General features: G+C 36.4%; 17 protein-coding genes. 8 read left to right on the forward strand and 9 right to left on the reverse strand.

Annotation, left to right across the window (positions count from 1 at the left end):
- Positions 1 to 40 precede the first annotated feature (40 nt).
- Positions 41 to 1,096, reverse strand: a complete 1,056-nt coding sequence (locus tag FC748_RS02650) for a 2,3-butanediol dehydrogenase (protein WP_024362985.1) — start codon at positions 1,094 to 1,096, stop codon at positions 41 to 43.
- A 299-nt stretch (positions 1,097 to 1,395) separates the two neighbouring features.
- On the opposite strand from FC748_RS02650, the gene FC748_RS02655 reads away from it, so the two are divergent.
- From FC748_RS02655 to FC748_RS02675, 5 genes are all read left to right on the forward strand, one after another.
- Positions 1,396 to 2,697: a DEAD/DEAH box helicase gene (locus tag FC748_RS02655; protein ID WP_024362984.1), complete on the forward strand. Its 1,302-nt coding sequence runs from the start codon at positions 1,396 to 1,398 to the stop codon at positions 2,695 to 2,697.
- 12 nt (positions 2,698 to 2,709) lie between these two features.
- The gene (locus FC748_RS02660; RefSeq protein ID WP_024362983.1) at positions 2,710 to 3,606 is read left to right on the forward strand and encodes a deoxyribonuclease IV; all 897 of its coding nucleotides are present in this window, start codon (positions 2,710 to 2,712) and stop codon (positions 3,604 to 3,606) included.
- A gap of 250 nt (positions 3,607 to 3,856) precedes the next feature.
- Positions 3,857 to 4,672, forward strand: coding sequence for a lipid II flippase Amj family protein (locus FC748_RS02665; RefSeq protein ID WP_193768777.1), 816 nt, complete (start codon positions 3,857 to 3,859; stop codon positions 4,670 to 4,672).
- Positions 4,673 to 4,932: 260 nt separating this feature from the next.
- The gene (locus tag FC748_RS02670; protein ID WP_108029783.1) at positions 4,933 to 5,436 is read left to right on the forward strand and encodes a DUF6773 family protein; all 504 of its coding nucleotides are present in this window, start codon (positions 4,933 to 4,935) and stop codon (positions 5,434 to 5,436) included.
- A 14-nt stretch (positions 5,437 to 5,450) separates the two neighbouring features.
- Complete coding sequence (locus FC748_RS02675; protein ID WP_024362980.1) at positions 5,451 to 5,645, forward strand: helix-turn-helix transcriptional regulator; 195 nt, start codon at positions 5,451 to 5,453, stop codon at positions 5,643 to 5,645.
- Between the two features lie 67 nt (positions 5,646 to 5,712).
- Here the strand turns inward: FC748_RS02675 and FC748_RS02680 are convergent, their stop codons facing one another.
- From FC748_RS02680 to FC748_RS02705, 6 genes are all read right to left on the reverse strand, one after another.
- On the reverse strand, positions 5,713 to 6,348 hold the full coding sequence (locus tag FC748_RS02680; protein WP_108029782.1) for an ABC transporter ATP-binding protein: 636 nt from the start codon (positions 6,346 to 6,348) through the stop codon (positions 5,713 to 5,715).
- Between the two features lie 13 nt (positions 6,349 to 6,361).
- A complete protein-coding gene (locus FC748_RS02685; RefSeq protein ID WP_108029781.1) occupies positions 6,362 to 7,060 on the reverse strand; it encodes a hypothetical protein in 699 nt (232 codons plus the stop codon).
- Positions 7,057 to 7,704 (reverse strand): hypothetical protein, encoded by a 648-nt coding sequence (locus FC748_RS02690; RefSeq protein WP_137102281.1) that lies wholly within the window; start codon positions 7,702 to 7,704, stop codon positions 7,057 to 7,059. Before FC748_RS02690 ends, FC748_RS02685 begins: the two co-directional genes overlap by 4 nt.
- Positions 7,705 to 7,777: 73 nt before the next feature.
- On the reverse strand, positions 7,778 to 8,671 hold the full coding sequence (locus FC748_RS02695; protein ID WP_108029779.1) for an ABC transporter permease: 894 nt from the start codon (positions 8,669 to 8,671) through the stop codon (positions 7,778 to 7,780).
- A gap of 117 nt (positions 8,672 to 8,788) precedes the next feature.
- Entirely contained in the window at positions 8,789 to 9,181 is a 393-nt protein-coding gene (locus FC748_RS02700; protein ID WP_108029778.1) for a hypothetical protein, read from the reverse strand.
- A gap of 243 nt (positions 9,182 to 9,424) precedes the next feature.
- Positions 9,425 to 9,661, reverse strand: a complete 237-nt coding sequence (locus tag FC748_RS02705; protein ID WP_024362974.1) for a Nif11 family protein — start codon at positions 9,659 to 9,661, stop codon at positions 9,425 to 9,427.
- A 108-nt stretch (positions 9,662 to 9,769) separates the two neighbouring features.
- Here FC748_RS02705 and FC748_RS02710 point away from each other — a divergent pair, with 108 nt between their 5' ends.
- The 3 genes from FC748_RS02710 to FC748_RS02720 are packed head-to-tail and all read left to right on the forward strand — an operon-like array spanning position 9,770 to position 11,819.
- Complete coding sequence (locus FC748_RS02710; RefSeq protein ID WP_107893949.1) at positions 9,770 to 10,516, forward strand: metal ABC transporter ATP-binding protein; 747 nt, start codon at positions 9,770 to 9,772, stop codon at positions 10,514 to 10,516.
- A gap of 14 nt (positions 10,517 to 10,530) precedes the next feature.
- The gene (locus FC748_RS02715) at positions 10,531 to 11,394 is read left to right on the forward strand and encodes a metal ABC transporter permease (RefSeq protein WP_108030015.1); all 864 of its coding nucleotides are present in this window, start codon (positions 10,531 to 10,533) and stop codon (positions 11,392 to 11,394) included.
- Complete coding sequence (locus FC748_RS02720; RefSeq protein ID WP_024362971.1) at positions 11,391 to 11,819, forward strand: Fur family transcriptional regulator; 429 nt, start codon at positions 11,391 to 11,393, stop codon at positions 11,817 to 11,819. Before FC748_RS02715 ends, FC748_RS02720 begins: the two co-directional genes overlap by 4 nt.
- Before the next feature lie 80 nt (positions 11,820 to 11,899).
- Here the strand turns inward: FC748_RS02720 and FC748_RS02725 are convergent, their stop codons facing one another.
- Together FC748_RS02725 and serC are read right to left on the reverse strand one after the other, a co-directional pair.
- A complete protein-coding gene (locus tag FC748_RS02725; protein ID WP_024362970.1) occupies positions 11,900 to 12,235 on the reverse strand; it encodes a hypothetical protein in 336 nt (111 codons plus the stop codon).
- A gap of 311 nt (positions 12,236 to 12,546) precedes the next feature.
- Complete coding sequence (gene serC, locus FC748_RS02730; RefSeq protein ID WP_024362969.1) at positions 12,547 to 13,635, reverse strand: 3-phosphoserine/phosphohydroxythreonine transaminase; 1,089 nt, start codon at positions 13,633 to 13,635, stop codon at positions 12,547 to 12,549.
- Positions 13,636 to 13,710: the final 75 nt, after the last annotated feature.

Raw genomic sequence — 13,710 nt, forward strand, 5'->3', positions numbered from 1 at the left:
GAGGTATTTTCTCTATCTGCTTACAATAAAAGGGTCTATGTTAGCTTTGTGAATTGACAAGAATTTTAATATGGTTTTTCTCTTTCATTAACGCTTCAAAGCCTTCTGTTACAACATCATCGAGCCCAATGCGCTTAGTTACAAGTTTGTCCGCTGGGAAATATCCTTTGGTCATTAACTCCATAACAGCTGGGAAGATATCTCGATAGGCAATAATACCTTTCACAGTACGCTCAGACAATACAATATTATTTGGCTGGATAGAAGCGCTTGATTCCCATATCGAAACGATGATTGTTTCACCTTCGAACGTAGTGGAGTCAATAGCTTGCTGTAAAACAACAGGAACACCAGTAACTTCAAATGCCACATCCACACCGCCATTTGTTAAGGCATGAAGACGTTCAACAGCATCTTCATCTTGCGGATTAATAACAGCTGTTGCTCCTAGTTCCATCGCCTTTGCAGCACGTTCTGCTGAAAGTTCTACCGCATAAATTTCGGAAGCTCCAGATGCCCGTAATGCTTCGATAACAAGAAGACCAATTGGCCCTGTTCCAAAAACTGCGGCTTTATCGCCAGCTTTTAATTTGCTTTGGCGAACTGCATGTAAAGCTACTGCGGCTGGTTCTACAAGAGCACCTTGTTCATAAGAAAGTCCTGCTGGCATTTTGTGTACCATGTGGTCATCTACCACAGTATATTCTGACAATCCGCCACCGCCGCCAGAAAGTCCGTGGAAACCTAGTTGTTTACAAATGTTGTACTTCCCTTTTTTACAAGCAGCACATTCGCCACAAGAGAGAATAGGTTCGACAACGACAGCATCTCCAATTTTTACTTTTGTAACACCTTCACCAACTTCAACTACCTCGCCAGAAAACTCATGGCCCATTACAATAGGCGCTATATCTTTACTGATAGAGTGTGGCTGTTCAACTGGAATAAAGATTGGTCCTGCTGCATACTCATGTAAATCGCTTCCACAAATGCCTGTCCAATGTACTTTAATTTTTACTTTACCGGATGCAATGGAAGGCTCCTCAATGTTTTCTACACGGATATCTCTTGCTTTATACCATCTTGCTGCTTTCATCACTATCAACCTCCAATACTATTATTCATGTTTATATTAACATGTGGAAAATATGCAAATCATTAGTTGGACAAAAATTGACATAAAAAATACGAAATGTCCATTAAATTATTTCACATTTTTCACACTTTACTTTTTTCATTGCATAATAGTCGTAATTAAAGTAAGTTTGTTAAGGGTTAGCGTTGCATCGATGAAAAAAACAAGAGAATATTGTAAATGCTTATGTTAATAGTACGTAAACATCCCTAAAAGGCCGAATCATGGTACAATGGGAAAGATGTAAGGAGGAACGAATTATGTCAAAATATACTGATTATAATTTTCAGCCATTTTTGCAGGACGCAATTGCAAAGCTTGGCTTCACAGAACCAACACCAATACAAAAGGAAATTATTCCACTAATCCTGAAAGGGAAAAGTGCGATTGGACAAGCACATACGGGTACAGGGAAAACACATAGTTTCCTTATTCCAATCGTACAACGCATTCAAGTTGACAAACAAGAGGTACAAGCGGTTATTACCTCTCCAACACGCGAGTTGGCTCAACAAATTTTTGATGCGTTAAATCAATTAATAGAAGGAACAGACATTCAAGCGAAATTATTTATTGGGGGTACGGACAAACAACGCTCCATTGATAAGTTAAAAACGCAACCACAAATCGTTGTTGGTACACCAGGACGTATTCGTGACCTTGTTTCAGCTCAAGCGTTATTTGTGCATACGGCACCAATGTTAGTTGTGGACGAAGCGGACTTAGCGTTCGATATGGGCTTTATCGAAGAGATTGATGGCTTTGCTTCTCAAATGCCAGAAAAGCTTGAAATGTTCGTGTTCTCTGCAACAATTCCAGAACGCTTACAGCCATTCTTAAAAAAATACATGGAAGCGCCTGTTCATGTTCATATGAACGATAAACGTCCCGTGGCAGAAGGTATTGATTTCGTCCTTGTACCTGTTCGTTCGAAATCTCGTAACAGACGTTTACAGGATGTTATTGAAGGCATTAACCCGTTTTTAGCGGTCATTTTTACCAATACACGTAAAAATGCAGAGCAAGTTGCGGGCTATTTAAACGAGCAAGGGATTCGTTGTGGACAAATTCATGGTGATTTAACGCCACGTGATCGTAAAAAAATGATGAAGCAAATTCGCGATTTAGAGTTTCAATATATCGTAGCAACAGATCTTGCAGCGCGCGGTATCGATATTCAAGGAATTTCACATGTCATTAACTATGAAATTCCAGAAGATCTAGAATTCTTTATTCACCGTGTTGGACGAACAGCACGTGCAGGCAATAAAGGAACAGCGATTACATTATTTGAGCCTTCTGACGAGGATGCATTAGCTCGTATTGAGAAAATGGGTATACCGTTTGTACAAAAGGATGTCAAAGATGGTGAATGGTCGGAACTAAAAGAGCGTCATGCACGTAAAAACCGCGTGAAGCACGAAAATGAGATTGATGCGAAAGCAAAATCTTTAGTACGTAAGCCGAAAAAAGTAAAACCAGGCTACAAACGTAATATGAAATGGGAAATGGAAAAAATTAAAAAACGCGAACGTCGCATAAAAGCTCGCGGCAAAAAATAAGGAGGCATAAATATGTTACTTGGCTCACATGTTTCAATGAGCGGCAAAGAAATGTTGCTCGGCTCTAGTAAAGAAGCTCTTTCTTATGGTGCGAACACCTTTATGATTTATACAGGTGCTCCACAAAACACGCGTCGAAAATCCATTGCAGACCTTAATATTATGAATGGTCTGTTGCACATGAAAGAGCACGGCATGACAAATATTGTTGTGCATGCTCCTTATATTATTAATATTGCAAATACAGAAAAACCAGAAACATTCCGTCTCGGTGTAGATTTCCTACAATCTGAAATTGAACGCACTGCTGCGTTGGAAGCTACACAAATAGTTTTACACCCTGGTGCTCATGTAGGTGCAGGGGCAGATGCTGGTATTGCTAAAATTATTGAAGGTTTAAATGAAGTACTATCGCAGGACTATCCCGTGCAAATTGCATTAGAAACAATGGCAGGGAAAGGAACAGAGTGTGGACGTTCTTTCGAAGAGCTTGCAAAAATTATCGATGGTGTGACACATAACGAGCGCCTTTCTGTATGCTTTGATACATGCCATACACATGATGCTGGCTATAATATTGTTGAAGATTTTGATGGGGTATTAAACGAGTTTGATAAAATAATCGGTGTAGATCGCATCAAAGTTCTTCATATAAATGACTCTAAAAACGTTCGTGGTGCAGGTAAAGACCGCCATGAAAATATCGGTTTTGGACATATCGGATTTGATGCATTAAAATACGTGGTTCATCATCCGCAATTAATGGCGGTACCGAAGATTTTAGAAACACCATTTGTTGCTCTAAATAGTGATGCGAAAACTAAAACAGCACCGTATAAATATGAAATTGATATGCTACGTAGTGGAGAATATAAGCCAGAGCTTATTAACGCTTTACGAGGAGAGTAAGAGAACCGTAGACCAACGCAATGCAAATTGTGTTTGGTCTACGTTTTTTTATGAATCGCGGGTAAACGAGGCTATATCGCGGGTATTTGAACGGCTTCCGCGGGTAAAGAGAGTTTTATCGCGGGTATTTAAACACCAATCGCGGGTAAACAGTTTAAATTCGCGGGTATCTCAATCGTGCGGTTCGGAACTATTTTGAAATTCAAACGTCTACATGTGAAATAATGGCAAAGAACATTAGGTATAGAGAATGGAAATAATTACAGATAAATTAATTATGATTGCTTTATTTATTCTCATCATTCATTCAATCGAGACACTTGCCTATGCGGTACGTTTATCAGGGGCACGTGTAAAGTTACTAGCTTCAGCTTTATCTCTGTTTAATGTAATGGTGATGGTTTCAAGGCTAGCGAATATGATGCAACAACCGTTTACGGGGAGTTTAGTGGATACAGCGCCTGCTGACAATGCGCTAGCTTTTGTAGAAAGCCAATATCGCTTTATTATAGGAGCGGCATCCTTAGGGACACTAATGGGGATATTATTACTGCCGACGTTCGTAGCCATCTTTTCACGAGGCATCATTCATTTGGCTGAGGAAAGAGGGTCGATTCCAGCTTTATTGAAGAAAGGCTTCACATTTGACTATGTAAGAAGAGGTATTAAACATATTCGCAAGCCAAGCTTGGCTTATGTAAAGGGCATTGGTTTACGAGATATTCCAGTTAAACTATTTGTGATGAACATTGTGATTACAGCAATTTATACTATTGGTGTTTTATCTTCTTTATATGCGGGTTTATTAGTCCCTGAATTAAAGGCAACAGCTGTCATGGCGTCTGGATTAATCAATGGCGTAGCAACAATTTTGTTAATTATTTTTATTGACCCTAAAATTTCTATACTTGCGGATGATGTTATCAATCAGCGGGGAAGTTATCTTGATTTAAAAAGAGCATCTGTTATGATGATGACCTCTAGATTTTTAGGAACGATTTTGGCGCAAGTATTATTTATACCTGGGGCACATTATGTATCTTGGTTTGCAAAGCTTATTACTTAGGTGCTAAGACAGAAATAGCTGTTAAAACGAGGCATTCATCTACTGGAAGAAGTAAGAATTACAACATATCGTAAGCTTAATCCTATAATATAGTTTAGATTTTAAGGCACATTTTCTACAAGGAAATGTGTCTTTTTTTATGTCTTCACTGTAAATCACTTTGCATTTTGTAATTTATAAACAACTAAATGCAATTTATATGTTGCAAAAAGCAATATGATTTCATATACTAATAGTAATAAAACAAATGGAGGGAAATTATGTATAAGAAACAAAAAAAGCAAGTAGATGAACGTGTTAAAAATTTACAAAATAAAATATACAAAGAGATGTATGTGCTGATTATGATTGTCTGTTCCATTTCTATTGTAATAAAGTTCTTTAAAATGGGCGTGTCCTTGGACAATGTATTAACAGAGTGGTTGATTATATGTGTGTCATCTGTTTATTATTATGTTAGGACGGCTTATCTAGGTATCTTAACAGATGAAGTAGAGGTTCATGATAGTAACAGTAAAATAAAATTACAGACGAAAAATATCATTTATGGAGTGGCTACTGGTTTGGTACTGGCGATTTTTTTTGGTCTTAATAGTGCCTTTAACTATGCAGATAGCACACAACAAGCATATAAATATTTCTTCATGGTTTTCTTAGTATCGCTAATTATCTATGTACCATTTTTTGCAGGATTTTTAGGCTTATCATATATGGCTGCAAAAAAGAAAAGTGACCAAGTCGTACAAAAAAATCTAGAAGATTAACAGTGGTGATAAGCATGAAAAACATCCGTTTAAAAATGGCTCGAATAGAGCATGATTTGTCACAGGAAGATTTAGCTCAAAAAGTAGGGGTTACCCGCCAAACAATCGGTTTAATTGAAGTTGGGAAATATAATCCGACGTTAAACTTATGTATTGCGATTTGTAAAACGTTAAATAAAACGTTGGATGAATTATTTTGGGAAGAGTAAGACAATAAAAACCGCCATATAGCCCTTCGCTAAATGGCGGTTTTTCGCTTAACTTTAGAAAATAAATTTAATAGGTTTCATTTAACACGCCTTCACGCAGTCTATAAACTTGATCGCATAAAGACTCAATATCATTTTTATTATGGGATGTTAATAAAATAGTTGCTCCTCGCTGTTTTTCAGCGTTAATAATGTCATAGACATTTTGTACAGAATCTTCATCCAAACCATTCATGGGTTCATCTAGTAAAATCAATTCAGGTGTTTCCATAATGCTTTGAGCAATGGCTAGTTTTTGTTTCATCCCAAGAGAGTATGCTTTAACAGGGCGTTTATCTTCGGGGTCTAAACCTACTTTTGCTATCGCAGCTTTAATATTCTGGTCAGTAATTTGATTGCGAATCGCTGCTAAAAATTTTAAGTTGGAGAATCCTGAGTAGTGCTCTAAAAAACCAGGCTTTTCAAGGATAACACTTGCACTTTTAGGAAACGAAATATCTTGATGTAACACTTCCCCGAATAATTTTACTGTTCCAGCACTGGGCTTCACTAAGCCGCAAATTACCCGAAACAACATTGACTTCCCTGAACCGTTGTGCCCCACAAAACCATAAATGTTGCCCCGCTCTAGCTGAAAACTAATATTTTGTAGCACCATGCGTTTTTTGATCACCTTGGAAACGTTTGATACTTCAATCGACATCTAGCAACCCTCCCTAATAATAATCATTTTTTAAGCCGATTTGAACAATAAATACACACATAAGACAAATAAATAGCCCTTCAATCACTAGAATGACAGCGAACATGTTTACGTCGAAATTTCCCATTAGCCCATAATAGAACGGAATAGAAGGAGCTGATCGTTTAATACCTGCAAAAAATAGGACGATCAGTAAAACCGTCGCTATTTTCGCTGAAAATAATAATTCAACTATTTTCCATAGCAAGGCATGACAGTACATATTAATGAGTAGAAAGAATGCCTGTAGAACAATCAAGATATCAAATTGTAGCGTCACGTGAGCTTTTAAAAAAAGGAAAAAGCACATGATATAAGTGATTGCGACATAGCACGCCGTGAATATAAGTAGGATTAGCAGCCGATTAAGCCAAAACCAACCTTTTGTTGGATAGCGTAATAGCATATTGTAGGAAAAAGAAGTGGAGCGAGGCTTCCAAACAATTTGAATTAATAGCACATACCCAAACCATAACAAAGTCCAATACATCCAAGTAAGTTCCTCCACTTTACCTAAAAGGGCAGTATATGATTGGTACAATGTCAGTCCATCAAAAAGAGATGTCATATGGAGTAGCAATAAAGTAGTACATAATGGATAGACAATACAAATACAACTAATTTTAAGGGCATCTTCTCGCAGTAGTTTCCACTCTAACGAAAATGTTGTCATGAATCATCATCTCGCACGTAAAAGTCTAGTTTATTGACTAAGTAATGAACGGCATTGATTAATAATATCGTAACAGCCACTAATATAAAGAATGAACTAATAGGTGACGTATATTCACTTTTATGAAAGGCAATAAACACAAAGTGCTTTATATATCGATCCAACATGCCAAGAATCATAACTATAATTGCACTAATGAAGTTATTTTTGAAAAGTTGTTGGAACACGATATAAAGCAACCCGAAAATAGCCGTAACACAATAAAACATATAGATAAAGTAAAGTAATGAACCGTTTTCTTTAGGCTCAGGCACATATAATAATAGGGCACTGTAATTTGTGAGATACGGTGAAAAAAGCGACTTCGCTAGCGATGTGCTCAACAAACTACTTCCAAAAACAATTACTGTAAAAAAAGCAGTCACGATAAACACAAAGCAAATTTTATACGTGGCATATTGCTCTCGGTGACGATATCTTCTAAGTAATAGCCAATCATTGTCTTTAGATGAAAAAGGCGCTAATAATAATAAAAAAACAGGAATATAGAAGTGCTCATAACGAGAGGCTACTATAAAGTCTTTCACCGTATGCCATCTATTTGCCACTGAAGTGATAGGTAATACCTCAAATAGATGTAGCATGAACATAAAACATCCCACAATCCAAAAGAGCAATTTTTTCAAGCGAATATCCTGTAGGCAATAGGTCAAGTATTTATAAAACATCTTCATATTTCCTCATGCCAATAAAGTAGATGACAAATGTAAGTGAAATTTGCATCAGAAATTCGACAACCATAATGGAAATGGAGTTGTCTCCATGTATACCATCTGGGGCTAAAAAGAAAAAGGGAACCCATTTCGGGCTATTGGTAGCTAAAAACCAAATGCTTGTATAAATAATTTGCGGCATAAAAATCATTAAATAATAATTTTTAATAAACATGGAAAGCGCTAGCCCCATACAAACATACGCACTAGCAAACAATCCACCGATAGTATAAAATACAGCAGCATATAAATAAGGAGATATACTGAGTAAATCCGAAAAAAGAGGTTGGATATCTCCTTTAAAAACACTTATCGCATTATCAGGTATCGCCAATGTCCCTTCAACAAACCCTATATAAATATTAGCATAGGCTGTATAATCCCAATGATTCGTAAATAGATTAACAAGCACTACACCTAAACATAGTGGCACTACGAACATAAAAAAGGCAGTGAAAAAAGTAGTAGCAAACTTTGCAATGTAATATTTCCGTCTATCCATGCGCATAAAAATAAAATGTTGATAGCCGCTTTTTCTTTCACGATAAATTGAATCTACAAGTGCAATAGAAATCAACAACGGAAATAGTAAATAATACAATTCAGATGCGAAATTATTCGTAAAACCGAGCCATTGTTTATGCGGAGAAATGAAAATAAGAACATCCTTCACTATTTCTTCTTCATAGTATTGGCTATAAATCCGTTCAGTTAATTGATACTCATCGTTATGTTCTTTCACACCTATTATGACAGCAATCACCACAAGCAGTATTAAGGCACAAATGCTAAGATAAAAGTTTTTATTGTTAAATAGTTTTTTATATTCGATAAGCATTGATATCCTCCTACTCAAAAACAGGGTTGTCCCTATCTTGAATAAGACAACCCTTTCTAAAAATTGATAAAAGAATGACAATGAACGTTGTTATATCAATATTTGACGTGCTCTATTTCATCTTGTGTCTGGATAAAATCTTCCTGAGATTTCTACACTCACCAATTTTCTTTGGTCATTTTCTGCTACTAGTGTTACATCGCCACCAACAGCACTTTGATCTACAATGAAGAAACGTGTATCATTATCAGTTACATCTTTAGCAGTATTAGAAACCTTTTTCCCTTTAGCATCCACAATCCACATAGTTGCTCTGTAATCTTGACCAACTATAGAGTTTTCAACTTTTGAGTTACTATTATTGTCTTTAGTCCCTGTTGCTAAATAGATATTTCTCGATAAACTCGGCAGTTCCTTCGCATAGGTGATAGCACTCGTTCCTGCACTTGCAACACCTGCACTCACCAATAATCCTAAGGCACAAATTGTTGTTGCTAGTCTTTTCTTCATGAAAATCCAACTCCTTTTTGTATTTTGCTGAAAATTAACTACAAGCAACACAACAATCAACAAGCATAGAGAAAGAGTATTTCATTCTCTAATTATCAATTTCAATTATTATAAAATTCTAAAATTTTAAATTTCAATAATTTATCTAAAAAGTTCGAAAAAAATTAAAAATATAGGTATATTTTGGTGGATTATTACATAGGAAAGCCCGAAAGTCTAAATTGACTTTCGGGCAATACTCTATTATTTAGTAAAAAGTGCAATAAGCTGGCGAGAACGTTTTCGTCCGAGTACTGCTTCCACTTCACTGAGTACATCTTTTGGAATACCTAAAAAGAGCCAAGAAAAAGAGAATTGCTCTAGATAAGGTCGAAGCTTTTTCACTTCAGAAGTGGTAATGTCAAAACCTTCGGCACGGGCAATCGCTACAACTTCTTTATCACTACTTTGAGATAATTGTTGCAAAAATTGAATACTCACAAACAATCCCTCCTTTTAAGTTTTGTTTTCTTTACAAATACTAAACTTTCATTTATACTTACAATTTGTAAATCGTAATGATTTTGAATTAGAAAGAAGCGATCATGCATGAAACAAGCATTAATTGACATTGAAAATGTGTCATTTCAATATGACTATACACAAGTATTAAAAAACATCTCATTTCGTGTGGAAGAAGGAGATTTTTTGGCGCTCCTAGGTCCGAATGGCTCTGGGAAATCAACATTACTGAAAATTATTTTAGGTTTATTAAAACCGATGTCTGGTGAAATCACATTATTTGGAGAGCCAAGTGCAACGTTTAAACATCGTGAATGGATTGGCTATGTTTCTCAAAAATCCAATGCCTTCAACTCTGGTTTTCCTGCAACAGTTCAAGAAGTAGTTATTAGTGGATTATCAAAAAAATTAGGGCTCTTTAAGCGTCCTACGAAGGATGCCAAAAGCAAAGTATACGAGGCATTAAAAGCCGTAGGGATGGACGCCTTTATGAAACGAAATATTGGCGAGTTATCTGGTGGACAACAACAGCGCGTATTTATTGCACGTGCTTTAGTCAGTGAGCCACGATTACTGATTTTAGATGAACCAACAGTCGGCATTGATCACGAGAATGTGCAGTCCTTTTATGATATGCTGGCGAAATTGAATAGGGAACAAGGAATTACGATGATTCTTGTTACACATGATGTTGATACGGTATCAAACCGCATTAGCCATGTTGCTTGCCTTAATCAAACAATTCATTTCCACGGCTACAAAAACGAATTTGATTCAATTTCTCAGGATGCGCTAGACGCTTGGTATGGCCATTCGGTGAGAAAGATTCATTAGAAGGAGAAGGCACAATGATTGAAGCAATTTTTCACTATGAGTTTTTACAAAATGCCTTTTTCTCTGGCTTATTAATTGGCATCATCGCACCACTATTAGGTGTATTTATCGTAGTTCGTAGGCTATCACTTATTGCTGATGCATTATCCCATGTTACACTTGCGGGGATTGCTGGTAGCTTATATGTAAGTCAGTCTGTTGCTGCATTAGCAATGCTCAACCCAATTTACTTAGGCATACTTGCTTCTGTGAGTGGCTCGATATTAATTGAGCGCTTACGCCGTTTATATAAGCATTATGAAGAACTTGCCATTCCGATTATTATGTCTGGTGGAATTGGCATTAGCGCAATTTTTATTTCACTTGCCAGCGGCTTTAGTACCGATTTAATGAGCTATTTATTTGGTTCCGTTTCGGCTGTGTCGAGGCAGGATTTATGGGTTGTTATTGGGATTGCGATTGTAGTTATTGTGTTTTTATATTTCTTCTTTAAAGAATTATTTGTGCTATCGTTTGATGAGGAATATGCCAAAGCAAGTGGTTTGCCAGCTCGCTGGGTTCACCTGTTGTTTATGATTGTGACAGCACTAGTAATTGCTGCCAGTATGCGCATCGTAGGTATTTTACTTGTTTCATCTTTAATGACTTTGCCAGTGGCTGCAGCCATGCGTCTGGCTAAAGGTTTTAAACAAACAATACTCTATGCAATTGTATTTGGCGAGGTAGCAGTGTTTATAGGATTAGTAAGTGCATTTTACTTAGATTTAGCGCCAGGTGGTACGATTGTCGTTACGTCTATTGTTATTTTATTGCTAGTTATTATCGTGAAGAAAATGATGTTAAAGGTATCTGTAAAACAAGGGGAGGAAGCACTGTGAATATTTCAAGAGCGTGGGAAATTTTAAAAGAAAACGGCTATAAAAAAACAGATAAACGTGAGTTAATTTTAAATATGTTTGCGGAAACGGATAAATATTTAACCGCTCGAGATTTATTAGATGTGCTGAAAAAAGATTTTCCAGGTATGAGCTTCGATACAATTTATCGTAATCTTTCAACGTTTGTAAAGCTTGGCATTTTAGAAGAGACTGAGTTGTCTGGTGAACGAAATTTTCGTATGCATTGTGAATCTGAACATCATCACCATCATTTCATTTGTATGGATTGTGGCAATGTAAAAGAGCTGAATGTTTGCCCGATGGAAATGTTAGGTGAGAAGCTTCCAGATTATGAAATTGAAAATCATAAATTTGAAATTTACGGAAAATGCCCAGAATGTAAACATGAAACCCTGTCAAATTAGTTTTGACAGGGTTTTTACTTATATCAAAGGAGTATGTTTAGAAGGAAAGGGTATACTCCATTCTCAGTGAAAGAAGGCTACTATGCTCTTACTACACGAATAGCATCTATTTTTTTGCAATCGATAATAAGTGGTGATGTTGAACCAGCTTCTAGGAAATAAGCACAGCAATTTCTACAATTGAAGCTCACAAAAGTTAAACCAAGGAAACTAAGACCGCCTGCTAAGAAAACATCAACTACAGCTCCAACTTCTAATTTTCTTAATTGCTCACAGATGCAGCTTCTGCAGTTGTTCACTGCTTTGTGGCATTTCTCTTCTTTACATTCATGTTCTTTTTTGTGGCTACATTTGCAAGGTTTATGACATTTACAAGGAGCCCAGTTCATATGAGTAACATAACGTCTATCTTCCATTCATATTACCTCCTTTCTCCATCACTTAATGTAAAGCTATTGCCTTACACTAATAATCTATGTTTTGTTGAAGAATGGAGGGTGGTAATATGTCCGATAAACAAAGAAAAAACTATTTTTTTCTTTTAATAAATGTTGTTAAAGTTTATTTTATATGGCAAAGGTGTGATTGTACCGATATGGTTGTCATAGAGATAGAAGTCTATCGGTGGGGTAATAGGAAAGAATGTTATGTTTAAAGAGCAGAATATGCATTTAAAAAAAAGAAACGACGAATGTTGTTATTTTTACAAGCATTCGTCGTTGTTTCATTATTGGTGTTTTTGTTGGAATGCTACCATGAAATCGCGAAGTGCTTCGCAAGTTTCTAATGGCACAGCATTATATGTTGATGCACGGCAACCACCTACTGAGCGGTGACCATTTAAACCGATAAATCCAGCTGCTTTTGCTTCAGCTAGGAATTGTTTTTCAAGTTCTTCATCAGCGACGCGGAACGTGATGTTCATTAATGAACGGCTTTCTGGCGTTGCGTGACCTTTATAAAAGCCATTGCTGTTATCGATCGCATCGTAAATTACTTGTGCTTTTGCTTCATTAAGTTTAGCAACAGCTTCGACGCCACCTTTAGCTTCCACCCATTTTAATACTTCACCTAACATGTAGATACCGAATGTTGGTGGTGTATTATATAATGAGTTACCATCCGCATGTGTTGTATATTTAAGCATTGTTGGAATTTCTTTATTTGCTTTTTCTAGTAAATCCTTGCGAATAATAACGACTGTTACACCAGAAGGACCAAGGTTTTTTTGCGCACCTGCATAAATGATACCAAATTTACTTACGTCTACAGGTTTAGATAGGATGTCACTTGACATATCTGCTACTAAAGGAACATGACCTGTTTCAGGGAATTCTTTCCATTGAGTACCATAAATTGTATTGTTAGAAGTAATGTGCACGTATGCATCGTCTTCATTAAATTGAATATCTGATAATGCTGGGATATTACGATATTTATTTTCCTTTGTGCTTGCTGCTTCAACAGGTGTACCGAATAATTTAGCTTCTTTGAATGCTTTTTCTGACCATGAACCAGATAATACATAGCTTGCTTTTTTATCGGCTTGGAGGAAGTTCATCGGTACCATTGTGAATTGAAGGCTTGCCCCACCTTGTAAGAATAGTACTTCATAGTTTTCTGGAATAGCATAAAGTTTTTTTAATAGAGCAATTGCTTCGTTATGTACTTCGTCGAAAATTGCACTACGGTGACTCATTTCCATAATAGACATACCTGAATTACGGAAGTTTACTAATTGTTGTTGAGCGTTTTCTAATACTTCTAGGGGTAGTGCAGAAGGACCTGCGTTAAAATTGTATGCTCGTTGTGTCAAAATGGTACACTCCTTGTTTTGTTTAATAAAAGCACCTTTATTGGATTATAACTTAATTTTCAAGAGAAAAAACAA

Origin of the sequence: Lysinibacillus sphaericus (assembly GCF_005217585.1) — a bacterium.
GTDB lineage: Bacteria > Bacillota > Bacilli > Bacillales_A > Planococcaceae > Lysinibacillus > Lysinibacillus sphaericus.